The 24,002-nt window shown below is 40.5% G+C and carries 21 protein-coding genes; 11 read left to right on the forward strand and 10 right to left on the reverse strand.

The genetic code is table 11. The annotated features are described in order from the left end of the window. Positions 1 to 64: 64 nt before the first annotated feature. The 3 genes from dnaG to rpsU all read right to left on the reverse strand — a co-directional run bounded on the left by dnaG (position 65) and on the right by rpsU (position 2,590). The gene (dnaG, locus tag PVK71_RS05045) at positions 65 to 1,825 is read right to left on the reverse strand and encodes a DNA primase (protein WP_274419422.1); all 1,761 of its coding nucleotides are present in this window, start codon (positions 1,823 to 1,825) and stop codon (positions 65 to 67) included. A 74-nt stretch (positions 1,826 to 1,899) separates the two neighbouring features. After that, positions 1,900 to 2,343, reverse strand: a complete 444-nt coding sequence (locus PVK71_RS05050; protein WP_274419423.1) for a GatB/YqeY domain-containing protein — start codon at positions 2,341 to 2,343, stop codon at positions 1,900 to 1,902. Between the two features lie 31 nt (positions 2,344 to 2,374). After that, positions 2,375 to 2,590 (reverse strand): 30S ribosomal protein S21, encoded by a 216-nt coding sequence (gene rpsU, locus PVK71_RS05055; RefSeq protein ID WP_130043925.1) that lies wholly within the window; start codon positions 2,588 to 2,590, stop codon positions 2,375 to 2,377. 227 nt (positions 2,591 to 2,817) lie between these two features. On the opposite strand from rpsU, the gene tsaD reads away from it, so the two are divergent. After that, positions 2,818 to 3,837 carry a tRNA (adenosine(37)-N6)-threonylcarbamoyltransferase complex transferase subunit TsaD gene (gene tsaD, locus PVK71_RS05060; RefSeq protein WP_274419424.1) on the forward strand — a complete coding sequence of 340 codons (1,020 nt, stop codon included), beginning with the start codon at positions 2,818 to 2,820 and terminating at the stop codon, positions 3,835 to 3,837. Positions 3,838 to 3,886: 49 nt separating this feature from the next. Here tsaD and plsY read toward each other — a convergent pair whose 3' ends face one another. Then, the gene (gene plsY / locus PVK71_RS05065; RefSeq protein WP_130043927.1) at positions 3,887 to 4,483 is read right to left on the reverse strand and encodes a glycerol-3-phosphate 1-O-acyltransferase PlsY; all 597 of its coding nucleotides are present in this window, start codon (positions 4,481 to 4,483) and stop codon (positions 3,887 to 3,889) included. A 145-nt stretch (positions 4,484 to 4,628) separates the two neighbouring features. On the opposite strand from plsY, the gene folB reads away from it, so the two are divergent. From folB to PVK71_RS05080, 3 genes are read left to right on the forward strand one after another with little or no spacing between them, the layout of a single operon-like run. Next, positions 4,629 to 4,982, forward strand: a complete 354-nt coding sequence (gene folB, locus PVK71_RS05070; RefSeq protein ID WP_274419425.1) for a bifunctional dihydroneopterin aldolase/7,8-dihydroneopterin epimerase — start codon at positions 4,629 to 4,631, stop codon at positions 4,980 to 4,982. Then, positions 4,979 to 5,467: a 2-amino-4-hydroxy-6-hydroxymethyldihydropteridine diphosphokinase gene (gene folK / locus PVK71_RS05075; RefSeq protein ID WP_274419426.1), complete on the forward strand. Its 489-nt coding sequence runs from the start codon at positions 4,979 to 4,981 to the stop codon at positions 5,465 to 5,467. Before folB ends, folK begins: the two co-directional genes overlap by 4 nt. Positions 5,468 to 5,476: 9 nt before the next feature. Further along, positions 5,477 to 6,280, forward strand: a complete 804-nt coding sequence (locus PVK71_RS05080) for an undecaprenyl-diphosphate phosphatase (protein ID WP_274419427.1) — start codon at positions 5,477 to 5,479, stop codon at positions 6,278 to 6,280. A gap of 123 nt (positions 6,281 to 6,403) precedes the next feature. Here PVK71_RS05080 and PVK71_RS05085 read toward each other — a convergent pair whose 3' ends face one another. Beyond that, positions 6,404 to 7,627 (reverse strand): multifunctional CCA addition/repair protein, encoded by a 1,224-nt coding sequence (locus PVK71_RS05085; protein ID WP_274419428.1) that lies wholly within the window; start codon positions 7,625 to 7,627, stop codon positions 6,404 to 6,406. Positions 7,628 to 7,765: 138 nt separating this feature from the next. On the opposite strand from PVK71_RS05085, the gene PVK71_RS05090 reads away from it, so the two are divergent. Both PVK71_RS05090 and PVK71_RS05095 read left to right on the forward strand, forming a co-directional pair. After that, positions 7,766 to 9,316: an ExeA family protein gene (locus PVK71_RS05090; protein WP_274419429.1), complete on the forward strand. Its 1,551-nt coding sequence runs from the start codon at positions 7,766 to 7,768 to the stop codon at positions 9,314 to 9,316. Between the two features lies 1 nt (position 9,317). Then, entirely contained in the window at positions 9,318 to 10,022 is a 705-nt protein-coding gene (locus PVK71_RS05095; RefSeq protein WP_274419430.1) for a general secretion pathway protein GspB, read from the forward strand. Between the two features lie 92 nt (positions 10,023 to 10,114). On the opposite strand, the gene PVK71_RS05100 is transcribed toward PVK71_RS05095, so the two are convergent. The 3 genes from PVK71_RS05100 to PVK71_RS05110 all read right to left on the reverse strand — a co-directional run bounded on the left by PVK71_RS05100 (position 10,115) and on the right by PVK71_RS05110 (position 12,889). Then, positions 10,115 to 10,726 (reverse strand): TIGR04211 family SH3 domain-containing protein, encoded by a 612-nt coding sequence (locus tag PVK71_RS05100; protein WP_274419431.1) that lies wholly within the window; start codon positions 10,724 to 10,726, stop codon positions 10,115 to 10,117. Positions 10,727 to 10,900: 174 nt separating this feature from the next. Continuing rightward, positions 10,901 to 12,181 carry an inorganic phosphate transporter gene (locus PVK71_RS05105; RefSeq protein ID WP_130043935.1) on the reverse strand — a complete coding sequence of 427 codons (1,281 nt, stop codon included), beginning with the start codon at positions 12,179 to 12,181 and terminating at the stop codon, positions 10,901 to 10,903. A 27-nt stretch (positions 12,182 to 12,208) separates the two neighbouring features. Beyond that, positions 12,209 to 12,889 carry a TIGR00153 family protein gene (locus PVK71_RS05110; RefSeq protein WP_130043936.1) on the reverse strand — a complete coding sequence of 227 codons (681 nt, stop codon included), beginning with the start codon at positions 12,887 to 12,889 and terminating at the stop codon, positions 12,209 to 12,211. 188 nt (positions 12,890 to 13,077) lie between these two features. On the opposite strand from PVK71_RS05110, the gene PVK71_RS05115 reads away from it, so the two are divergent. After that, a complete protein-coding gene (locus PVK71_RS05115) occupies positions 13,078 to 14,595 on the forward strand; it encodes a CYTH and CHAD domain-containing protein (protein WP_130043937.1) in 1,518 nt (505 codons plus the stop codon). A gap of 72 nt (positions 14,596 to 14,667) precedes the next feature. On the opposite strand, the gene PVK71_RS05120 is transcribed toward PVK71_RS05115, so the two are convergent. Beyond that, on the reverse strand, positions 14,668 to 15,429 hold the full coding sequence (locus PVK71_RS05120; protein ID WP_274419432.1) for an ion transporter: 762 nt from the start codon (positions 15,427 to 15,429) through the stop codon (positions 14,668 to 14,670). Positions 15,430 to 15,535: 106 nt separating this feature from the next. Here PVK71_RS05120 and PVK71_RS05125 point away from each other — a divergent pair, with 106 nt between their 5' ends. The 3 genes from PVK71_RS05125 (at position 15,536) to hldE (ending at position 21,707) form a co-directional block, all read left to right on the forward strand. Next, entirely contained in the window at positions 15,536 to 17,137 is a 1,602-nt protein-coding gene (locus PVK71_RS05125; RefSeq protein ID WP_274419433.1) for a methyl-accepting chemotaxis protein, read from the forward strand. Positions 17,138 to 17,272: 135 nt separating this feature from the next. Beyond that, positions 17,273 to 20,137, forward strand: a complete 2,865-nt coding sequence (glnE, locus tag PVK71_RS05130) for a bifunctional [glutamate--ammonia ligase]-adenylyl-L-tyrosine phosphorylase/[glutamate--ammonia-ligase] adenylyltransferase (protein ID WP_274419434.1) — start codon at positions 17,273 to 17,275, stop codon at positions 20,135 to 20,137. Between the two features lie 139 nt (positions 20,138 to 20,276). Beyond that, on the forward strand, positions 20,277 to 21,707 hold the full coding sequence (hldE, locus tag PVK71_RS05135) for a bifunctional D-glycero-beta-D-manno-heptose-7-phosphate kinase/D-glycero-beta-D-manno-heptose 1-phosphate adenylyltransferase HldE (RefSeq protein ID WP_274419435.1): 1,431 nt from the start codon (positions 20,277 to 20,279) through the stop codon (positions 21,705 to 21,707). Positions 21,708 to 21,804: 97 nt separating this feature from the next. Here hldE and tolC read toward each other — a convergent pair whose 3' ends face one another. Beyond that, positions 21,805 to 23,130, reverse strand: coding sequence for an outer membrane channel protein TolC (tolC, locus tag PVK71_RS05140; RefSeq protein WP_274419436.1), 1,326 nt, complete (start codon positions 23,128 to 23,130; stop codon positions 21,805 to 21,807). Positions 23,131 to 23,362: 232 nt separating this feature from the next. Here tolC and nudF point away from each other — a divergent pair, with 232 nt between their 5' ends. After that, positions 23,363 to 24,001, forward strand: coding sequence for an ADP-ribose diphosphatase (gene nudF, locus PVK71_RS05145; RefSeq protein WP_274419437.1), 639 nt, complete (start codon positions 23,363 to 23,365; stop codon positions 23,999 to 24,001). Position 24,002 lies beyond the last annotated feature (1 nt).

Here is a 24,002-nt window from a genome sequence, read left to right on the forward strand (position 1 = left end):
ACTACTGAGTAATCATTTATCACACCATAATCTTGGTGTATGGCTTAAACAGGACTAGAGGTATTTAGACGAGACGGTTAATGACTAACTCAGCTAACTCTCGTTTTTCTTCGACTGATAAGCCGACACTTCTTTCTTTAGTCTGTAAAGCTTCCACTTGCTTTTCGATGCACTGGGCCAATACTTTGTCCAATGAATCTATAAATAAATCTTGTATGTTATCTTGGTCTATTGGGAGTTCCCAAGCAGCCAAGCGTGATAATAATTTCTCATTATTATCACCACGCCAATATTCTAATAATTGGCCTGTAGTTATATGGGGATTATGTCGACAGTTTTCAAGTAATTGAAGAAATAAACTTAATCCTGGAAGTGGTATTTCTTTTACACTGTCTAAATCTGGCACCAACTGAGTCAAATTTGGATTTTGTAGCAAGAGAGTTATTACCTCACGCATTGGTGTGCGTTTTATCTCAGGTTGTGCGAGTCGTTTTGTTTCTGGCGCACCCTGTTTAGATATTAGTTGCTGTAATTGACTTTCATCCATAATTCCAAGCGTTTTGCCAAGTTGCTCACGTAAATAGAGGCGTAAGGTGCCGCCTGGAACTTTATCAATAAGAGGAACCGCAAGTGTCGTTAGCTTGGCTTTCCCTTCTCGACTACCAGTATCAACTTGATCGACTAAGGTTCTAAACATGAATTCAATTAAAGATTCAGCACTGGCTATTTCTTGTTCAAAGGCGGCCTTTCCGTGTTGCCGAATATAAGTATCGGGATCTTCGCCATCCGGTAGGAACATAAATTTAAGCTGACGACCATCATTTAAGTATGGCAGTGCTTGTTCCATCGCTCGCCATGCTGCTTCTCGGCCCGCTCTATCACCATCATAACAACACACCACGGTGCTAGTTTGACGGAAAAGAAGCTGCATGTGATCGCCAGTAGTCGCGGTACCCAGAGAGGCAACCGCGTAATCTACTCCAAATTGGGCTAATGCAACCACATCCATATAGCCTTCAACAACAAGGGCTTGTGGTAAATCTTTATAAGCTTGCAGTGCTTCGTATAAACCATAAAGCTCTTTGCCTTTATGGAAAATAGGTGTTTCAGGTGAATTTAAATATTTGGGAGTGCCTTCACCAATTACACGTCCACCAAAGCCAATGACGCGACCTCGACGATCTCGAATTGGAAACATAACCCGACCACGGAAGCGGTCATAACGACGGCCATTATCGCTTTCAATTAACATCCCACCACTGACTAAAGCATCTTGTGACGCTTTATCACGGCCGAAGTTTTTCTTCACCAATTCCCATTCATCAGCAATATAGCCGATACCAAACTTCTGTACTATTTCACCAGAAAGTCCACGATCTTTTAGATAATTAATGGCATGAATATTAGTGACGGATTTTAATTGGGAGCAATAAAACTGACTGATACCGCCCATTAAGTCGTATAGGCTGCGTTTTTGTTCAGTACTGGCTGTTGGGCCTGAAGGGGCATTAAATCCACTGCGTTGTTCGCGAGGAACATCAAGACCAAGCATAGAAGCAAGTTCTTCGATGGCTTCAACAAATTCTAAGCGGTCAAACTCCATAAGGAAGTCAATTGCGTTACCATGAACGCCACAACCGAAGCAGTGATAGAATTGTTTTTCTTGGCTAACAGAGAAAGAAGGGGATTTTTCATTATGGAATGGACAGCATGCGCCGTAGTTTTTCCCTTGTTTTTTCAGTTTTACTCTTGCGTCAATGATATCGACAATGTCGTGTCGATTTAAAAGCTCATCAATAAAACTGCGAGGGATATGTCCAGCCATCTTTTCTTTTCCTGTAGATACAAACAAGCCGTGCAATCAAAGATAGCACGGCTTGTTTTATAAATAGAGTATTATTAAGCCAGTTTAGATTTAACTAATTGGCTTACTTTACCCATGTCAGCGCGGCCTTGGATTTGAGGTTTTAACACACCCATCACCTTGCCCATATCTTGCATTCCTTCAGCACCTGATTCTGCAATTGCTTTGTCTAATAACTCGGCAACTTCTTCATCGGTAAGTGCTTGTGGCATGAAATCTTCAAGTACTGTAATTTCAGCACTTTCTTTTTCAGCAAGATCATCACGACCAGCGGCAGAAAACTGCGATACTGAATCACGACGTTGTTTAACCATCTTAGTTAAAACAGCGATAATATCATCGTCAGACAAAGTTGTATGACCATCGATTTCACGTTGTTTTATTTCAGATAAAGCTAAACGAATAGTGCCAAGGCGTAATTTGTCCTTGGCTTTCATCGCTAACTTTTGCTCGTCTTTGAGTTGTTCAATTAGAGCCATAACTTAATCCTAATTAAATTTAGGTAAGTTATTAGTACAGGCGAACGCGACGTGCGTTTTCGCGAGACAACTTCTTAGCGTGACGCTTTTGAGCTGCTGCTTTAGCGCGTTTACGTACTGTAGTAGGTTTTTCGTAATGCTCACGACGGCGAACTTCAGAAAGAACCCCAGCTTTTTCGCAAGAGCGTTTGAAACGACGTAGTGCAACGTCGAACGGTTCGTTTTCACGTACTTTAACTACTGGCATATGCCTTTCACCTCAGGTGTTAGTCAATTCGCTGGTAGTTATAATTAACCAGCTATTATTCAAATTGGTGCCGAATTTTAATCCGATCAAGACGTTTTGTAAAGCATTCTTGATTAAGAATTGAGTAATTTCTTTGTTTATTTTGTCTTCTCTAGCCATCAGGTCGCTTGAGGTCGTGTAATGATGAAGGTAGTATGGCGATAAATTAACAGGTAACTGAGAAAAATATGCGAATTTTAGGCATTGAAACCTCGTGTGATGAAACGGGTATTGCGATTTATGATGATGAAAAAGGGCTATTAGCTCATCAACTGTATAGTCAAGTAAAACTGCACGCAGATTATGGTGGTGTCGTACCTGAATTGGCCTCTCGTGACCATGTTAAAAAGACGATCCCTTTGATTCAAGCGGCGTTAAATGATGCAGGTCTGACTAAAGATGATATCGATGGTATTGCATATACAGCGGGCCCTGGGCTTGTTGGGGCATTATTAGTTGGTTCTACGATTGGTCGAAGCATTGCGTATGCGTGGGATGTTCCTGCTATTCCTGTTCACCACATGGAAGGTCATTTACTTGCACCTATGCTTGAAGATGTGCCACCAGCATTCCCATTTGTTGCTTTACTTGTTTCTGGTGGTCACACCATGATGGTTGAAGTAAAGGGCATTGGTGACTATCAAATCTTAGGTGAATCGGTGGATGATGCTGCTGGCGAAGCGTTTGATAAAACGGCTAAATTAATGGGGTTAGATTACCCAGGTGGACCGTTATTATCAAAACTGGCTGAGAGCGGTACAAAAGGACGTTTTAAGTTTCCTCGTCCTATGACAGATCGCCCAGGTTTGGATTTTAGCTTCTCTGGTTTGAAAACATTTGCCGCAAATACGATTCGTGCTAATGATGATGATTTACAAACTCGTGCTGATATTGCATTTGCTTTCCAAGAAGCAGTTGTTGATACATTAGCCATTAAATGTCGTCGTGCATTAAAACAAACGGGCATGAAACGTTTAGTAATGGCAGGTGGTGTAAGTGCAAATAAATACTTACGTCAAGAGCTTGAAGTGATGATGAAGAAAATTGGTGGAGAGGTATTTTACCCTCGAACTGAATTTTGTACCGATAATGGTGCGATGATCGCTTATGCGGGTATGCAGCGTTTAAAGAATGGCGAAACAACGGATTTAGCGGTTCAAGCTAAGCCACGTTGGCCTATCGATCAGTTGGAACCAATTAAAAAATAAGATGATCTATTTAGATCATAAAAGATCGTTATCTATATAAAGGGACTAATTAGTCCCTTTTTCTTTGCCAAATTTTCTTTTCTTCACCAGCAAAAAAGCGACGTATATTTTCATGATGCTTGAGAACGATTAAGCAAGAAAGCATAGCAACAGGTAGCGTGTATTGAGGTTTTACAAACCAAGTGAATAAAGGGGCAAGTAAAGCTGTAAGCATCGAGGCTAAAGAAGAGTAGCCAGTGACTAATATCGTAATAACCCAACTACCAAATAACATTCCCGTTAAATCCAACCCAATTGGAGCGAGCGCGCCAAGCGCAGTAGCAACACCTTTCCCGCCTTTAAAATGGAAAAATAGTGGGTACATGTGGCCTAAGCAGGCTGAAATCGCAATGATGCCTAATAAAAGAGGGTTAATCTCAAGAAAGTAACCTCCCCAAACCGGTAGCATCCCTTTTAAGATATCACAGAGAAGAACCAAACCAGCGGCACCTTTACCACCTAGGCGATAGACATTGGTCGCACCAGGGTTATGAGAACCGTATTTTCTAGGGTCAGGTAACCCTTTCAATCGACAAATTAAAACCGCACTAGAGATCGATCCTAGCAGATAGGCGATGATGATCATAATTAGTGCAAGAGGGGTCATGAATGAGCCTTTATTTAAGTGATCAGGAGCGATCAAAAATCATTTTTATAGTATATTGCTGAACATATCGAGCAAGGTAATATCAATATTACGTTGTTTTTCTTTTGATGGGTATCCGACCTCTTAATAAAAAGTGTGATCAAAGATGGATTTAGTATTTATAAAACAGCTTGAAGTTATTACAACCATTGGCGTTTATGAATGGGAACAAGGCATTAAACAAAAGCTCGTATTAGATATTGATATGGCTCATGACAATAAACCAGCAGCAGCATCAGACGATGTTCAATATTGTTTAAACTACGCAGAAGTTAGCGAAGCGGTGACTGAGCATATCCAGCAGGGACGATTTTTATTGGTTGAACGTGTTGCCGAAGAGATTGCAGATCTTATTATGACGCGTTTTTCAGTGCCTTGGCTTCGCATTCATTTATCTAAGCCTGGTGCTGTAATTAATGCACATAGCGTGGGTGTTGTGATTGAGCGAGGAAGCAAATGATCACAACTTATATTGGCGTTGGCTCCAATATTTCTCCTGAAAAAAATGTAAAAATAGCCATTGATGAATTACATCAACTTGGTGAAGTAACGAAAGTGTCAACAGTATATGAAGCTGAACCTGTAGGTTTTTCTGGTCATAATTTTTTCAATTTAGTTGTTGAGCTAAAGGTGAATCACTCACTGAGTGAACTTGGTGCTCTATTGCGTGCGATTGAAATTAAATGGGGCAGAGAAGTCAATGCGAAGAAGAACCAAGATCGAACATTAGATCTAGATATTCTGTTGTATGGTGATTTGGTTTCAGAATCGGATCCCAAATTACCTCGAGAGGATCTGTTTAAATTTGCCTTTGCTATTTTGCCAATGGTAGAACTGAATCCAGATCTGATTATCCCAAGTACACAACGTACCATCAGTGAAATTTGGGCTGAATTCCCTTATTCTCAATCATTAAAACCAGCTTTATTAAACTTAACATTCTAATGGACTATCATGACATATCTTGAAGCATTTTTTCTTGCGTTGTTGCAAGGATTTACTGAGTTTTTACCTATCTCGAGCTCCGCTCATCTTATTCTTCCTTCCGCTGTTCTTGGGTGGCCAGATCAAGGGTTAGCCTTTGATGTTGCTGTTCATGTGGGTACTCTAGCGGCGGTGATTATTTATTTTAGAAAAGAGGTAGTGAGCTTATTAACTGCTTGGGTTGGTTCTATGGTTAAAAAAGAGCACAACAAAGAATCTAAATTAGCTTGGTTAATCATTTTATCGACTATTCCTGCTGCACTTTGTGGTCTTTTGTTTAAAGATTTTATCGAAGTGTATTTACGTAGTGCGTGGGTTATTGCAACCACAACGATTGTATTTGGCCTTTTACTTTGGTGGGTTGATAAAAACTCAGAGTTAGCTAAAGACGAGTATGAAATGACGTGGAAAAAAGCGTTATTTTTAGGTATTGCTCAAGCGATGGCGATGATCCCAGGAACCTCTCGTTCAGGCATTACTATTACTGCTGCTCTTTATTTAGGCTTTACTCGTGAAGCGGCTGCGCGTTTTTCATTCTTAATGTCGATCCCAATCATTACTCTTGCCGGATCTTATCTTGGTCTTAAATTGGCGATGAGTGATATCTCTATTAATTTTGGTCTATTAAGCACCGGCGTGGTGGTTTCTTTTATCAGTGCTTATATTTGTATTCACTTTTTCTTGAAGCTGATTTCAAGCATGGGAATGACACCGTTTGTTATCTACCGTTTGTTGTTAGGTGCCGGCTTGTTTGCTTGGTTAAGTTTCGCTTAAAAGAAGGATTCAGATCGGTCGCAAGCTCCCTTAAAGGGTTCAGAGGTGATCGTGGTGATGGGATAAATTACCGCGATTGGCTCTGAATTCTGCTAACGAAGCGATCTGAACTCTATTTAGTCTTTAATTAATTCTTAATGCTGATTTCACCGCTTCAATTCGTCTCTTCGTCAACTCATCCCTAATCTCTGGTCCTTTAAATCCTGCTGCAAGCACTTCTTTGACTTCCACATTTTTAGCCGCATTAAACGCCATTTCAAAGCGTGCTTTTTGTGGGTAAGGCTGAGTTTCTAACCCTAATCTTCCTGCGTGATCGGCTTGGCAACAAAGTAAAATAGGTTCTAAGCGTTCTGGTTTACGCCATACATCCATTTTATCGAGTATTTTAATAAAGGTTTGAGCACGAAGCTCAGAAGCTCGATGGATATTGCTGTGATGCTCACAAACCAGTAACGCTAAATCTCGATATTCATTGGGAACTCGAACACGATTGCACAGTTGCTTAATGATTTTAATACCAGTATGACAATGCATTTTATGGCTTGGCCATTCTGACTCTGGCGTAATGCCTTTACCTAAGTCGTGGACTTGAGCTGCAAAACGAGTCGGTAAGTCTTGGCTTAGTAATGTGGCTTGTTGAGCCACCATTAATGTATGAACACCCGTATCAATTTCTGGATGCCATTTTTCAGGTTGAGGCACACCGAACAATGCATTCAACTCAGGTAATACAACCGCTAGAGCACCACATTCTTTTAGTACGGAAAGAAAGACCTCAGGGTGTTGGCTCGATAGCGATTTTTCCCACTCTTGCCATACACGTTCTGGAGTCAGGTGAGATAACTCACCACTTTCTACCAAGGTTTTCATCAAGGTCATGGTTTCTGGTACGACAGTAAAACCGAGAGAATGAAAGCGGGCAGCAAATCGAGCGACACGTAAGACGCGCAATGGGTCTTCAACAAACGCGTCAGATACGTGGCGTAATAAGCGATTATTTAAATCATCTTGTCCATTGTAAGGATCGATGAGTTCACCATTATCGGCTTTAGCAATCGCATTAATGGTAAGGTCGCGACGTAATAAGTCTTCTTCTAACGTAACATCGGGTTCCGCGTAACAAGTAAACCCTTTATACCCTTGACCACTTTTACGCTCTGTTCTTGCTAGGGCATATTCTTCTTTGGTTTTTGGGTGAAGAAAGACAGGAAAGTCTTGGCCAACTGCTTGATAGCCAAGTGAACCCATTTCGTTTGGTGTAGAGCCAATAACAACCCAGTCTTTATCTTTTACCTCAATATTGAGAAGTGAATCTCGAACTGCACCACCAACTAAATAAATTTCCACGTTTTGCCCTACTCGCTACCAAGATAAAGAGAACTTTCTTTACTTTCTTAGTTCCAATGATACCGTGCAATCATAGCTTTTCGACTTTTATTCTCTATTTATTCTTAGAATTATCCTGATAGGACACATTGCATTTTTATGTACCAAGATTTTTTTGGCTTTAATGAGCTTCCATTTTCAATGACGCCTAATGCGCGTTTTCTCTATTTGAGTGAACGCCATAAAGAAGCGCTGAATTATTTATTGTCTGGGTTAGGGCAAGGTGGTGGGTTTGCATTATTAACAGGAGAGGTAGGTACGGGTAAAACAATCGTATCGCGTGCATTATTTTCTCAATTAGATAGCAATGTGCATCTTGCCTTAATTTTAAATCCGATGTTCAGTGCCCAAGAGTTATTAGAGGCAATTTGTGATGAATTTAAGATTAGTTATTCTGAAAATGCACCGTTAAAGCAGCTAACAGACCGTATTGTTCACTTTCTTAAAACAGAGCGTGAGAATGGTTTTCAAACTATTGTTGCTATTGATGAAGCGCAGCATTTGGGTCCTGATGTTTTAGAACAGCTGCGCTTATTAACCAACTTTGAAACCGACAGTGATAAGTTATTAAAAGTATTATTGATTGGCCAGCCAGAGTTACAACAAAAATTGCAGCAAGCAAACTTACGTCAACTCGCTCAACGTATTACGGCACGATACCATTTATTGCCTTTAACACAGAAAGAGATTGAGTCTTATATAAAGCATCGCCTGAGTATTGCTGAAGGGAAACCATCCTTATTCTCTGCCTCGGCGATAAAGATGATTGTTCGTCGTTCAAATGGCATACCTCGTATCGTTAACTTATTGTGTGATAAAGCGCTATGGATTAGCTACCAAAAAGGAATACAGAGGGTTGATCATCAAGCCGTTGAGGAAGCGTGTAAACTAGTACTTGATTGGCAAGTAGAGACGCAAAGTGTAGCGCCTACGACACCACTGTTATGGTTCCCTTCGCTCATTGCCATAGGTGTATCTTTATTATTGAGTATTGGAAGCTATCGCTTCCTACCTCAATATTTAGAAGCTAATTATCCAATAGTTAAACCGATTATTGAGAAACCATTAGACGGTTTTTCTTCGCAATCCAGTGCTTTTCAAACCTTACTATCGGTTTGGGGATATTCGGTAACTGAGTTTCAAGCGAATTGCACTAATGCCAAAAGAGCGCAATTATATTGTGTGGAGAGCAATGGTACATTGACTGATTTATTGGCACTAAATCGCCCTGCACTGATTTGGTTACAACAAACTTCTGGAGAGGGATTGTTGGCTATCCTTTACCGCGTAAACTCAAAGGGAGCTGAATTATTATTACCTTCTAAGAGGATAAAAGTATCACATCAATGGTTTGAGCAACATTGGAATGGCGCGTATACACAGCTTTGGAAAAAACCGATTATTACTGAGAGAGCAATGAAACTAGGTGATCAAGGAGACGCTATTTTAGCATTAAATCGCTTACTTTCTTTTGCGCTAGAGCAGCCAATCAATAGCTCTGATTTATTTAGCAAAGAGACTGAACAACAAGTGAAAGAATTCCAAGAAATTTTTGGTCTTAAGACGGATGGCATCGTTGGTTCGAGTACACAAATGTGGCTTGATACCATTGTGAATGTTGATGCTCCTTTATTACAAGGAGGTGAATAATATGACACTATCTCGTTTATCATGGAAATCATTATCGGCGATTGCGGTATTACCTCCATTAGCGGTATCAGCATATATTGCCTTTCCTTATTATCAAGCCAGCCAGCAGGAAACCCCTTTACCTGAGTTGTCATATACGCAATTGGATTTCCCAAGCATTACGACCAATAAGTTACCCATACGTGCTCAAGAGTTAGCGTTACAGCGATCATCACAGAGTGATAAAACTGACGCTGATGCTATCACAGTAATACCAAGCAATACTTCGGTTACTCAACCCCAAAGCAATAGGACTGAAGTGAAAAAACAAATTGAAGACACTGCTTCATCACTAGATATCAATAAGCTCGATTTATCAGGGTTATCACCAGAGTTGGCTGCACGGTTTGAATCAGTTTTGAATGATCCCTCTGAGTATGACGATCATGAGGCTATTGAGGATGAGCCATTAGAAAGTAACGGTTATCTTGAGTTAGATAAAAATGGTTCACAACTTTCAGGGCGTTTGCCTCCTCTTAATTTCCAAACTCATAATTACACCTCTAAGCCGAGTCGTCGGTGGGTAAAGGTTAATGGTCAAGAGGTTAATATTGGTGGCAGTATTACTCCTTCAATCACGTTACTAGAGATTAACCCGAGGGATGTTGTGATTGAGTTTAAAGGACAGAAAATCGAAGTTCCTGCTCTGTATGAATGGAAAGGGTGATCAAACTCAGTGGTTATTCGAACCGATATAAAAAAGCTCAGGAAATCCTGAGCTTTTTTGAATTGATTATTTCTTAATGGACTTATCGTCGATTAAGCCCAGCCGTTTTGTTTTTTCTTACGGCTTGGGATCATGTGAGGAAGTAGAAGTCCAAATAACAGACCAATACCAGCAACGCCACCGCCATACATGAAGTACTTAAGTAACAAGTCTTCTTTTTGAGTATCTAGCTTAGCGCGTAGCTCACGAACTTCAGATTGAGAGCTCACTAGCTGATTGTTCACATCATTATAGGTTTTTTCTAAGTTTTGAATTTGTTGATTACGTTGAGTCAAACTATCAGCAAGTCCAGCTTTTTCATCATTTGCCGCTTTACGAGCGTTAGCTAATTGCGCTTTAACTGAAGCAAGTTCAGCTTCAACTTTTGGTAAGCGCTCACCTAGACCTGCTTGGCGAGAAACAAATTTAGATTCAACCCAACCCTTACGGCCTTTAGTATCAACAATTTGAGTAAAGCCAGAGTTCTTATTTGCTGCTAGTTGAGTGATACGATCACCAGCATTCACACTACCAATTATTTTGAATTGGTTACTTGGACCTGAGTGCATGTAGGTAAACAGGTTATCAGAAATATAACGAGTTTGAGCTTGCGCTGGCGCAGCAATAGCCCAAGCAAGTAGAATCAGGCTAATAAAATGCTTCACAATAATATTCCTTTGAAAAGTAGATCCTGAATCGCTTACGTAAAAAATTTATCTATGCATTAATCGCGATTCAAACGAAGGTATAGATACTAAAAATATTTGGGCCCAGATGCAAGAAAAGAGGAGATTTTACTCTCCTCTTTGTGCATTTGTTTCAAAATTGATTAGGCTTACTTAAGCGCCTATACCAAAGACAGCTTGCATTAGGTAATAGAAAACAACAGCTAATAGAGCACCAGCAGGCAGAGTAACAACCCAAGATGCTACGATGTTACGTACCACACCTAAGTTTAATGCGCCAATACCACGAGCAAAGCCCACACCCAATACAGCACCTACAAGAGTTTGCGTTGTTGAGATAGGAAGACCAGTGCCTGAAGCTAATACTACCGTTGATGCAGTTGCTAGTTGAGCAGCAAAACCACGACTTGGTGTTAGTTCAGTGATACCTGTACCTACGGTTGCCATTACTTTATGGCCTAATGTTGCAAGACCAACAACGATACCAATACCACCTAGAGGAAGGATCCACCAAGCAATGGTACTTTTCGTTGTGATTTCACCCATATGTTCAACGGTTGAAACAACAGCTGACAGTGGACCAATCGCGTTAGCAACATCGTTAGAGCCATGAGCAAATGCCATTGCACACGCCGTGATAACCATTAATGTACTGAAGATGCTTTCAACGCCAGTAAAACCACGGCTGTCTTTTTCATCATTTACTGTGTTTGCAAATTTACGAGAGATATAGATGTAACCACCAACCATCACTAAAGCAGACACACCAGCAGAGGCAACCCATGCTTCACCGTTACTTAAATGAAGACCAACGTGTTTAAGGCCTTTTTTGATAGTAACTAGAGCGATAACCATTGTCGTAATGAACATGTAAACAGGAACAAAACGCTTTGCATTCATGAGTGGTTTGTCAGTATCAAATATCAGTCGTTGAGCACTGATAAAGATCATATAAGCAAAGATACCAGAGATCAGTGGGGTAACTAGCCAGCTACCAACAATACCTTGTACTGAGCTCCAATCAACCGCTTCGGTACCCACAGCAACACACGCAAAACCGATGATTGCACCGATGATAGAGTGAGTAGTTGATACAGGCCAACCCATATAAGAAGCAAGTAATAACCAAGTACCAGCAGCAAGCAATGCTGACATCATGCCATACACTAATACTTCAGGCTGATGAGCGAAAAGAGAGGTATCAATTACCCCTTTACGAATTGTATCTGTAACCTCGCCACCTGCAAGGTATGCCCCTGCAAATTCGAAGATCATAGCAATGATGATTGCTTGTTTTACTGTTAGTGCTTTAGACCCTACAGAGGTGCCCATTGCATTGGCAACATCATTTGCACCAATACCAATCGCCATAAGGAAGCCGAAGAAGGCCGCAACTAAAATTAGGGTCGTGCCGTAGTTAGCAAGAATATCCATTGTATTACCTGTTACTGAATCACAAACTTATGAGCGAGATAGCATTAGTTCTAAACGAGAACCAACACGCTGTGCTTGGTCGGCAATGCCGCCAACCCACTCAAGAATTTTATAAAGGAACATAACATCGATCGGATTGTACTTGTGTTCGATGCTCATGAGTTGCTGGCGCAGTTGAATTTGCAATTCATCAGTATCATCTTCAATGATATCTAATTTATTGATCATCTCAGCAACCAAAGTGACTTCACGTCCCTTAAAGCCGGTTTCTAATAGCTCGTCCAATTCGCTGATCACTTCTTGCGCTTGATTAGCCGCATCTAAACAACGTTGAACATAAGCTAAAAATGCATCCTGCATAGAGCTTGGAATTTCAAGTTGGCGACCAACAACGCGACCTGCGATGTCTTTAGCCAGGTTTGCAAGTTTATCTTGCTGAGTTAATAGACCGAGCATATCGGTACGATCAACAGGCATGAATAACCCACGAGGAAGTTTTAAACGAATTTCTCGTTTTAGTACGTCCGCTTCTTTCTCTAAATGAGAAATTTGTGCACGAAGTTCGTTCGCTTTTTCCCAATCACCTTTTGCACACGTTTCGAAAAACGGAACAAGCAGTGAGCAGCATTCATTGACACAAACAACGTGTCGCTGCAAAGGTTTCATTGGGGACTTTGCGAATAACCCCATAATAGTATTTACTGGCATGGTTTCTTAACCTATAAAACAAGTAGCACCTAATGGTGAATTGTTAGACGATGGCCATAAAGGCGCGAATGTTAACCCAATCCCACTATCAATAAAACTACTTTAGATCATGGTTTTGGCATTATTTCTAGCTTGATACCGGACAGTTTAAGCCATATCCTTGGAAAGACAACGGTTATGAGGTCATTATGGAAACTGAAATAGAACTAAAATTTTTTGTTTTTCCTGAGTTTGTAGACACCATTATAGACAAAATTTCAGGTGCAAGAGTTATAGAGCAGAGTTGTCTTCACTTAGGAAACATCTATTTTGATACTCCTGAGCAGCATCTTCGTAAGCATGATACTGGGCTTAGAATCCGACGATTTAATGATGAGCGAGTACAAACATTAAAGACAGCAGGGCGTGTTGTAGCTGGATTACATCAGCGACCAGAATACAATGCTGAACATGATTCAGACACTCCAAATGTGCATTTACACCCTGAAGACGCATGGCCAAATGACATCGCTTTAGATGATCTCCAAGCACAACTGTATCCTTTATTCTCCACCAATTTTGTTCGTCAACAGTGGCTGGTTGCAATGCCTGATGGCAGTGAAATTGAATTGGCTTTTGATCAAGGAGAGGTTATTGCTGGAGATAAAACCACACCAATTTGTGAAGTGGAGCTTGAACTTAAATCGGGTCAAACCGATGCATTATTTACACTTGCTAGAGATTTATGCAGCTCTGGTGGAATGCGTTTAGGTAACCAAAGTAAAGCGGCAAAAGGCTACCGTTTAGCTATGGATACACCAGCGGATAATGTAAAACCGCTAACATTAGTAAGAACAGAATCAACAGACAGCGTTGAAACGTGTTTTGTTAATTCATTAGAACATGCATTATCGCACTGGCATTATCATGAGCAGATTTATATCGATACTCAAGATAAATTAGCATTACAAGAAATTCGAATTGCGATTGCCTTTTTACGACAAATCTTTTTAGTCTTTGGTGAAATGGTACCAAAACGTGCGAGTGAATTATTACGCCAAGAACTGAAATGGCTAGAAGATGAGTTACATTGGTTAGATGAATCAGAGCACCTTGCTTACTTAATTGAAGAAAAAGGGAATGTGCTGAGAAAACTGGATGCTCGTAAATTTCTTGTTGCAAGTTTAAAAGAGAGTGCAGCGAGTCTACCAAGCCAAGATGAAATGCTTTCTTTATTAATGTCAGCTCGCTACTGTGGTTTGTTGCTTGATTTGAGTCGTTGGATCTTAACGCGAGATTGGCAGCCATTTTTAGATGATAAGAAGCGTCAAATATTACAAGAATCTATTGATGGCCATTCAGGTACATTATTAGATAGAACATGGGAAGCACTAGATTCAGCGTTTTCAACATCAAATCAGTTATTACCTACTGATTATTTTAAGCAAAAAATGCGTTTGCGTCGAAATCTAATGACAGGAACCTGTTTTGCATTAATTTATGATGATGAACGCAGAAAGGGCTTTCGCTTACCTTGGTTAGACCTATTACAAGGTATTGGTGATCTAATGAGTTTAGAGCCACTTCGTTCACGAGTGCAGTCGCTTGAAGATGAAGAAGAGCGAGAGCAACTACAGCGCTGGTTACTTCGCCAAGAACGATCGATCTTACATGCCATGGAACAAACTCGCAGAGCTGGGCTTGAATACCCTCCATACTGGCAATAGTATTTATATTACTCTTAATTGATTTAGATTAAGCGGTAACAAGAAGAGAAGTTAGCAAGCAACCCTGTTTGATTACTTCTCTTTTTTATTTTCTATTCGTTCTAGTTTTTTTAGTATTTCACTTTGTTGCTGTAATAATAAGTGAAGCTTTTCATCTCGATCGTGTTTTTCTTTCTGTTCGTGTCGTCTTTGTTCTACTTTTGCGGGCTCTGTAATAATTGAGGTTATCAACCCCGAGATCATACCGAAGATGCCAACCCCTGATAAAATAATCAACACCGCTAGTACTTTCCCTGCAACAGTCACTGGATAATGGTCACCATAACCGACGGTTGATATTGTAACAAAGGCCCACCATATCGCATCTCCTGCTGTATGTATGTTTGCTTCAGGGTTTGATCCTTCAAACATCAACATAAAGACAGAACCTAAAGATATAAGCGTCACCATTAATACTAAAATTGAAGCAATAGTGGCTTCTTTTCGATTTGATTGAATTTGTTTTAACAAAGATTGACTAGATCGAAGTAAACGGAATATACGTAAAATATGGAAAATCCGAGCGTAACGAATAGGCTCGATTATGGGGATGCTCGCAACAAAATCTATCCAGTGATCTTTTAAATATTGGAGGCGGTGCTTACTGCGAAATAAATCAAGACTAAGCTGAAAGAGAAAGAGACCACATATAATAGTGTCGAGTGCGATTAGCATGGTGCGACTAGTGTGATCTAGTGGTACAAACAGCAGGCTTGAGATCACAATTAGTGATAAAAAGGAAAGTATCAGTGACATTAAGCTCAAGGGTCTTAGATCAATTTTGTTATGATTCATGTTAATTATTTATGGGTATCCGTCGATATAATATTGAAGAGTGCACGATTGAAGCTATTAATCATGCACTAAAAAAATCGATTCTGAAAGGTAGTGGGGAAAGACTATGTCAGCAATAACGTTTAGGCCATGGGAAAGGCTGGTCACTGATATTAAATTAGTGCCAAAATTGGTCATTTTAATGGTATTTAGTACCGCGCTGTTAGTAACTAAGCAGTTGTGGGATGCAAATACCTTTTACCAATCTGTAATTGCTATTCAGAAAGAAAAAGCTCAAGAGTCCGCCATTGCTAACGCTGAATTGATAAATGGAATTTTAAATCATAAGCCTAATGGTAAAGAATTGGCAAGTGAAGCGATTAGTGTTCAATCAAAAGCATGGTCTCAAGGTAATTATATTTATGTGATTGATCGTGATAGCGGCACAGTTTTTGGTCATAAATCTACCCGTTCTCTTTCTTCACTTTCAGGCTCTCTTGATGGGGGTTCTTCATTAAAACAACTGATTAGCAGCCTATCTACTCAACAAGCGTACTCAATTAATGATTCTTCTCGTTATGAATTTGCGAAGAAGGTACATAATCATAACTGGGTGGTTGTTGCTTCTCAAAGTTCAGAAGGTGCTGAGCAGTACTATCAAGATTACTTATACCAAGTGATTTGGCAGACGATAATTATGATTGTCACTTTCATGGTTATTTTACTTGGCGCTTCAAATATTATGCTACGCCAAATGCGCTATTTAAATGATTCAATGAAACAGATAGCAGCACAAAACTTATCAGAACCTGTTGAAATGAACTGCAAAGATGAGTTTGGTGATTTAGCTAGAGAGTTGAATAAAACACGATTGCAGCTAAAAAGCGTGGTGGAAACTCAGTTATCAGCCTCTCAAGAGCTCTCTGAACTGACGGAAATCATGACCATTAGTATGGAAGGAACAAAAGAAGCGGCTCAAGAAGAGTTTGCTGAAATCGATCAATTGGCAACAGCTATGAGTGAGATGAGTTCAACCGTGCAAAATGTGGCTGAAAGTGCACGTAACGCATCAATTGGTACAGAGCAAGCACAAACTCAGGCAAAAGTAGGTCAAGAGTTTGTTGAAGGTACAATTGTTAAGATCCAAGCATTATCTGGTGATATTGCAGCGTCAGCAGAAGTAGTAAACCAAGTAGAAGAGCGAGTGGTCTCTATCAGTTCTGTTGTTGAAACGATTCGTGGTATCTCTGAGCAAACCAATTTACTTGCATTAAACGCAGCGATTGAAGCGGCTCGAGCTGGTGATGCAGGGCGTGGTTTTGCAGTAGTTGCCGATGAGGTAAGAAACCTAGCACAAAGTACGCAAGGTGCTACGGTTGAAATTCAAGAGATGATCACTCAATTACAAAACAGTGCAAATCAAGCCGTTGAGCTGATGGAAAAAAGTGTTGTTGAGGCAGCTGAAGGCGTAGAGCTTGTAACTAATGCAGGTACAGAGTTAGACAGTATTGTAAATCAAGTGAATCATATTAATGAAATGAATTTCCAAATCGCAAGTGCTGCTGATCAACAAAGCTCGGTGGCAGAAGAGATGGATCAAAACTTAACTAATGTTAGAGAATTGGTTGAGGCTTCTGTTGTCGTGATGACAGAATTGACAGAAACGTCTGAAGAGATGCAAAAAAATGCCGAAGAGTTAGAAGCTAAGATGAAAGTCTTCAAAATTTAAATCATTTCACCTGATTTTATTGACGCCTACACTCAGTTGTAGGCGTTTTTATTTGCGGCGAAAAACAAAATTTGGCACAGTATTAAAAGTCTGATCGTACTTGGCGGTCATAAGGAATTTTCGATAAGGAATATCATGTCTTTGCCATCCTCATTAGCGTCATTAGCAGAACGTCGCCAACAAGAGTTAACTCATATTTCCCATATACAGCAGTGGCCTAATACATTGCAGGGGCAGCTCTCGATAGCCTTAGGATGCAGTGATTTCTTGCATGAGGCATTTCAGCAAGACGAAGTGTTATGTCAACGCTTCCCATCAATGTTTGAAATTACTGATCGCAGTGAAGAGTACCGCTCTCGATTACAAGAGCGCTTATCACAATGCAATGATGAAAATGCGTTAATGCGAGAGCTTCGCTATTTCCGTCGATGTGAAATGGCCTATATCGCGTGGCGTGACTTTACGTTAGCTCATGAAGTAGAGGGGCATCATTGGTCTTTAGAAATCAGTTTATCTCACCTTTCTTTATTAGCTGAAGCCTTGATTGTTGAATCATACCAATGGCTTTATAAGCAGGCGTGTATTGACTGGGGAACACCAAGAAACGCACAAGGTGAGGCGCAACCTATGCTGATCATAGGGATGGGAAAGTTGGGTGGTGGAGAATTAAACTTCTCATCAGATATTGATTTGATTTTCACCTATCCTGAAAATGGAGAAACTGAAGGTGCTCGCCGAAGTATAGCGAATGCTCAATTCTTTACTCGTTTAGGTCAGAAGATCATTAAAGCATTAGATCAAACCACATTTGATGGCTTTTGTTATCGTGTTGACTTACGTTTGCGTCCATTTGGGGAAAGTGGTCCATTAGTCATGAGCTACGCGGCGTTAGAAGATTACTATCAAGAACAAGGTCGTGATTGGGAACGCTACGCGATGATAAAAGCGCGAGTGATGGGCAAAGAAACTTACAGCCATTATCAAGAACTTCGCCAAATGTTACGCCCATTTGTTTTTCGTCGTTATATTGATTTTGGTGCTATTCAAGCCTTACGTCGAATGAAATCCATGATTACCACCGAGGTACGTCGCCGTGGTTTGAATGATAATATTAAACTTGGCCCTGGTGGTATTCGAGAAGTTGAATTTATTGCTCAAGTATTCCAACTTATCCGTGGTGGTCGAGAGCCTTCTTTGCGTGGTCGTGGATTATTGGAGACATTAGACGCAATTAAAGAGTTAGGGCAGTTAACCACTCAAGAGGTGGATGAGTTAACCACCGGTTATTGCTTCTTACGTCGTTTAGAGAACTTACTACAAGCGATTGGAGATAAGCAAACTCAGACATTACCAATGGACGACAGAGATCAATCTCGCTTGGCTTTTGCTATGGGAATGGCTAATTGGGATGAATTATATAGCGCGATTGAAAAGCACATGAATAGTATACATTCGGTGTTTGAAAATTTGATTGGTCATGATGAAGAAGAGCAAGAAAATAGCATTGATAAGTCGTATGCCGAATTATGGGATATGGCACATAACCCTGAAGTGCTTGAGAATATTTTACAAGAGTTGAACGCAGAACAAGCAGAATCGCTCACTCGTCATATTATTGAGTTTAAAGGTGAACTTAAAAAGAAAACGTTAGGCCCAAGAGGGCGTGAAGCGATCATGCACTTAATGCCTAAATTATTCAGTATTGTGATTAGCCGAGAAGACGCAAGTGACACCTTGCCTCGATTAACGAAATTGATTCAGGCCATTGCGACTAGAACCACGTATCTAGAATTGCTTGATGAGCACAATGGCGCATTACAACATTTAGTTCGTTTGTGTGCAGCAAGCCCAATGGTAGCAGAGCAACTGACTCGTTATCCGATACTATTGGATGAACTATTGGATATTAATCAACTCTATAACCCAATTGAGTTGAGCCAATATAAAATTGAATTGAATGAATTTCTTGCCCGCATTCCTGAAGATGACATGGAACAGCAGATGGAAGCTCTACGTCAGTTTAAGCAGGTGTGTTTACTTAGAATTGCAGCCTCCGATATCGCGGGTGGTTTGTCATTAATGAAAGTAAGTGATCACTTAACCTATTTATCAGAAGCAATAGTTGAAGCGGTAGTTAATCAAGCCTGGTTACAAGTCACTGAAAAATTTGGTGAGCCAACTCATCTTGAAGGCCGAGACAGTAAAGGTTTTGCTGTGATCGGGTATGGTAAGGTTGGTGGCTGGGAGCTTGGTTATAACTCGGATCTTGATATTGTGTTTATGCATGATTGCGATACGAATACTTATACCAATGGTAAAAAAGAGATTGATGGTCGTCAGTTTTATTTGCGATTAGCACAACGAATTATTCATATCTTCTCTGTGCGTACCCCTTCTGGGATTTTATATGAAGTTGATACCCGTTTGCGTCCATCAGGCGCATCGGGGTTATTGGTGAGCACCAGTAAAGCATTTGATGAATACCAAAGAGAAGAGGCGTGGACATGGGAGCATCAAGCTCTGGTTCGTGCTCGTATGATTTATGGGGATGTGACGTTGCAGTCTGCATTTAATGCAACGCGGCATGATATTCTCTGCCTAGAGAGAGATGAAAAAAAACTACAACAAGACGTTGTCGAGATGCGCGAGAAAATGCGAGATCATTTAGGCGGAAAGAAAGCAGGACGTTTTATGTTGAAGCAAGATACGGGTGGTATTACTGATATTGAGTTTTTAGCCCAATACTTAGTGTTAAATCACGCTAACCAAGCGCCAAAACTCACCCGATGGTCTGATAATGTTCGTATTTTCGAAAGCTTTGCGGAGCAGGACGTTATGAGTGAGGAACTATCTCAATCCTTAATTCATGCTTATTGCGTAATGAGAAATGAAATCCATCATCGAAATTTATTAGGTTTTGATGCCGATGTTGCCGATACCAATTTTAATGGAGAGAGAAAAGCGGTAGTAACTGCTTGGAATCAATGGTTTGGTGAGTAAGTTTTACTAAACCTAGAGTTTACTCTTTCTAAGTTGGCGCAGAACTTGCGTAAATGCTACCATTTATAGCAGATAATTTTAATAGATAGCACAAACCAATAATGGTAGATGATTTGCTGTTTATTACCCGGAGAAAAGAATGAAACCGACACTTCCTAATTACGAACAATCCGGTGTATTGATTGTTGGTGATGTAATGCTTGACCGCTATTGGGGTGGTCCAACAACTCGTATTTCACCAGAAGCACCAGTGCCTGTGGTTAAAGTAAATAATATTGAAGAGCGTCCTGGTGGTGCAGCAAACGTTGCCATGAATATTGCTGCGTTAGGCGGTAATGCTCATCTTGTTGGTCTTGTTGGGGATGATGAACCAGCAAAAGCATTAACAGCGACATTAGCGTCATTAAAAGTGCATTGTGATTTTGTTTCTCTTCCTGAGTTTCCAACGATTACCAAACTACGAGTGATGAGCCGTGGTCAACAGCTTATCCGTTTGGATTTCGAAGAAAGCTTCCATGATGTTCCTGCTGAGCCTTTAATCAGCCGTATGCAAGCTACGTTATCAAAAGTAAAAGCGGTTGTATTATCTGATTATGCAAAAGGGGCATTAGAGCACGTTCAGTTAATGATCCAAGAAGCACGCAAAGTAAATGTTCCTGTATTTATCGACCCTAAAGGCGCTGATTTTGAACGTTACCGTGGTGCAACATTATTAACACCAAACATGCTTGAATTTGAAACGGTTGTTGGCAAAGTAAAAGACGAAGACGATCTGGTTGCCAAAGGCCAGCTGATTATCGACGAGTTTGATTTCGAAGCGTTACTTGTTACGCGTAGTGAGCACGGCATGACATTACTTCGTCGTGATATGGAACCATTGCATTTACCTACGCAAGCGCGTGAAGTGTTTGATGTGACAGGTGCAGGCGATACGGTTATTTCTGTTTTAGCTGCATCAGTATCAACAGGCAAACCACTTGATGAAGCATGTGCATTAGCGAATGCAGCAGCAGGTGTAGTTGTTGGTAAGCTGGGTACATCGACGCTATCAACCATTGAACTGGCAGAAGCGATTCACGGTAGCCAAGATTCTGGTTTTGGAATTATCAGTGAAGATGCTTTGGTTAATGCGGTAAAACAAGCTCGTGATCGTGGTGAAAGAGTAGTAATGACCAATGGTTGTTTTGATATTTTACATGCAGGTCATGTTTCTTATCTAAACCACGCAGCAGAATTAGGCGATCGCCTGATTGTAGCGGTTAACACTAACGAATCAGTACAGCGTTTAAAGGGCCCTGGTCGTCCTATCAACCCAACAGATCGTCGTATGGCGGTATTGGCAGGACTAGGTGCGGTTGATTGGGTTGTTCCTTTTTCTGAAGACACACCTCAGCGTCTTATTTCTGAAGTATTGCCAACCTTACTTGTAAAAGGTGGTGACTACGCAATCGAAGACATTGCGGGTGGTGCAGAAGTGATTGCTGCTGGCGGTGAAGTGAAAGTATTAAACTTTGAAGATGGTTGTTCAACAACAGGCATCATTGAAGCAATTAAAGGCGGTCGCGGTTAATATCATCCGTAATGCATAAAAGAAAAGCCACATTATAGTAATGTGGCTTTTTTGTTTGTGCTATGCCCATAATAAAATGTATACGATGGGTATTAGCTTATTTAGCTTGCGTGGTTTTGTTTGCTTTTAAACCCGCGTTGATATCCATGATATCTTGCTCGCTTAATGTACCAACCGCTTGTTTGAGCTGAAGGACACTTAAGATGTAGTCGTAACGAGCGTTTGCTAGGTTGCGGTTTGCATCATACAAACGACGCGTTGAATCTAATACATCAACAATAGTACGTGTACCAACATCAAAGCCTGCTTCTGTTGCTTCTAATGCTGATTTTGCCGAGATTACCGTTTGCTCGTACGCTTTTAATGCACCAATTGACGCATTGATGTTGTTGTTAAATGCACGAACATTTTTCGTCACATCACGGTAAGTCGCTTCCAAATCTTGGCTTGCTGCAACGTATTGGAACTCAGCTTGGCTCGTTAATGAACTCGTGTTACCACCAGTATAAATAGGAACAACTAAATTAATACCAGCTTTTAAATCATTTGCATCATAATCAGTTCGTGGAGAATTTGTTCCTGAAACATCGGTATAACCATAAGATGCATCAAAAGTCAGTGATGGCATGTGACCAGAGCTTGCTAGAGAGATATTATCTTTTGCAACATCAGCACTGATACGAGCAGCCAATAGACTTAAGTTTTTTTGTTGTGCTTCATCAATTAAACTATCAGAGCTTTGTGTTGAAGGGCTAGCAGAGAAGCGCTCAGTATCTAATACACTTAGTTTTGTGTGACCTTGACCAGTAATAACACGAAGATCTTCGTAGCTATTAACTAGTTGGTTCTCTGTTAATACTTCATTTGCCAATACGCTATCGTATTGTGCTTGTGCATCATGAACATCGGTAATTGCAGATAAACCCACATCAAAACGTTGTTTCGTTTGCTCAAGTTGGCGACCAACCGCTGCTTTTTCTGCACGTACAAATTCAAGATTGTCGTTAGCACGTAACACATCAAAGTACGCTTGAGCAACACGCAAAATTACACCTTGTTGTTCTGCTGCATACGCAGAATCAGCTTGGCGAGCACTTTTTTCAGAGATATCTAAGCTTACCCAGCTAGAACGTTGGTATAGTTCTTGGGATAGTGAAATACCTGCGTTTAATACATCTTGCTCATTAGAATCGTAGTTACTACGGGTCATATTGTAGCCCGCAGTTAAATTAATTTGTGGTAATAACGAACTTTGAGATGAATTCACTGCTTCAAAAGCGGCATCTTTAGTCGCAGCAGCTCTTAGAAGTTGAGGATCATTTTCTTTAGCTTGATTGTATACTTGCGCAAGGTCATCGGCAGCAGCTAAAGAGCTGAAACTACCTAATGCCATTCCAATTAAGAGTGGAAGCAGTTTTCTCATGGTGGTTTGTCCTGCAAAAATTGTTTTATATAATATAGTACATAGAGTGTACCTTAACTCTCAGTACTCTGGCTGTAAAGATTACGTTTTTTTACGTTTTATCGACTTTTGGTATCTTAATAATGTGGAAAGCATCTAAAAAAAATGTAAGCATTATCAAAAAAGTTGAGTTAAAAAATTGTTGCCGTCATCGATGAGTGATAAAACTGAGCCACAAAATGCGGAGAGCAGAATGAATTCATCATCAAAAATACGATTAGAAAGCCAATTTACTTCAGGTGATGTTGATATTTTGTCGAAAGCATCGCTCTATAATGGCTTTTTCAAAATGACAAAAGTGAGCTTTCGACATCAACTATTTCAGGGTGGTTGGAGCGAGGTAATCGAAAGAGAGTTATTTGAGCGCGGACACGCTGTAGCGTTACTGCCTTATGATCCGGTAAGCGATAGTGTCGTGTTAATAGAGCAAATTCGAGTTGGTGCACTAGAGTCTGATTCTCCTTGGCAGTATGAGATAGTCGCTGGAATGATAGATAAAGATCAAACCGCAGAGCAGGTAGCTATTCGAGAAGCCAACGAAGAAGCCGGTATTGACGTTTCTCATTTAGAGAAAATCTCTCATTTTTATCCTTCTTCTGGTGGCTGCACAGAGCAACTAGATGTGTTTGTCGGTTGTGTTGATGCCTCTAAAGCGGTTGGTATTCATGGCTTAGAAGAAGAAAATGAAGACATTCGGGTTCATGTTGTGACCCGAGAAGAGGCTTACACATTAGTGACTCGTGGCATAATTGAGAATGCTGCCTCAATTATTGCGCTTCAGTGGTTAGAATTAAATGTTTCGCGCTTACGATCACAGTGGAATGCGCAATAAC

The organism is Aliivibrio sp. S4MY1 (genome assembly GCF_028765545.1).
Classification (GTDB): Bacteria; Pseudomonadota; Gammaproteobacteria; order Enterobacterales; family Vibrionaceae; genus Aliivibrio.

Excerpts from the sequence above, each read along its gene's own strand:
- PVK71_RS05105 (WP_130043935.1), bottom strand. The coding sequence starts at position 12,181 with ATGGATATTCTTGCTAACTACGGCACGACCCTAATTTTAGTTGCGGCC.
- rpsU (WP_130043925.1), bottom strand. The coding sequence starts at position 2,590 with ATGCCAGTAGTTAAAGTACGTGAAAACGAACCGTTCGACGTTGCACTA.
- PVK71_RS05090 (WP_274419429.1), top strand. The coding sequence starts at position 7,766 with ATGTACCAAGATTTTTTTGGCTTTAATGAGCTTCCATTTTCAATGACG.
- PVK71_RS05050 (WP_274419423.1), bottom strand. The coding sequence starts at position 2,343 with ATGGCTCTAATTGAACAACTCAAAGACGAGCAAAAGTTAGCGATGAAA.
- hldE (WP_274419435.1), top strand. The coding sequence starts at position 20,277 with ATGAAACCGACACTTCCTAATTACGAACAATCCGGTGTATTGATTGTT.
- folB (WP_274419425.1), top strand. The coding sequence starts at position 4,629 with ATGGATTTAGTATTTATAAAACAGCTTGAAGTTATTACAACCATTGGC.
- PVK71_RS05125 (WP_274419433.1), top strand. The coding sequence starts at position 15,536 with ATGTCAGCAATAACGTTTAGGCCATGGGAAAGGCTGGTCACTGATATT.
- PVK71_RS05095 (WP_274419430.1), top strand. The coding sequence starts at position 9,318 with ATGACACTATCTCGTTTATCATGGAAATCATTATCGGCGATTGCGGTA.
- PVK71_RS05110 (WP_130043936.1), bottom strand. The coding sequence starts at position 12,889 with ATGCCAGTAAATACTATTATGGGGTTATTCGCAAAGTCCCCAATGAAA.
- dnaG (WP_274419422.1), bottom strand. The coding sequence starts at position 1,825 with ATGGCTGGACATATCCCTCGCAGTTTTATTGATGAGCTTTTAAATCGA.
- tsaD (WP_274419424.1), top strand. The coding sequence starts at position 2,818 with ATGCGAATTTTAGGCATTGAAACCTCGTGTGATGAAACGGGTATTGCG.
- folK (WP_274419426.1), top strand. The coding sequence starts at position 4,979 with ATGATCACAACTTATATTGGCGTTGGCTCCAATATTTCTCCTGAAAAA.
- plsY (WP_130043927.1), bottom strand. The coding sequence starts at position 4,483 with ATGACCCCTCTTGCACTAATTATGATCATCATCGCCTATCTGCTAGGA.
- nudF (WP_274419437.1), top strand. The coding sequence starts at position 23,363 with ATGAATTCATCATCAAAAATACGATTAGAAAGCCAATTTACTTCAGGT.
- PVK71_RS05120 (WP_274419432.1), bottom strand. The coding sequence starts at position 15,429 with ATGAATCATAACAAAATTGATCTAAGACCCTTGAGCTTAATGTCACTG.
- PVK71_RS05080 (WP_274419427.1), top strand. The coding sequence starts at position 5,477 with ATGACATATCTTGAAGCATTTTTTCTTGCGTTGTTGCAAGGATTTACT.
- PVK71_RS05115 (WP_130043937.1), top strand. The coding sequence starts at position 13,078 with ATGGAAACTGAAATAGAACTAAAATTTTTTGTTTTTCCTGAGTTTGTA.
- glnE (WP_274419434.1), top strand. The coding sequence starts at position 17,273 with ATGTCTTTGCCATCCTCATTAGCGTCATTAGCAGAACGTCGCCAACAA.
- tolC (WP_274419436.1), bottom strand. The coding sequence starts at position 23,130 with ATGAGAAAACTGCTTCCACTCTTAATTGGAATGGCATTAGGTAGTTTC.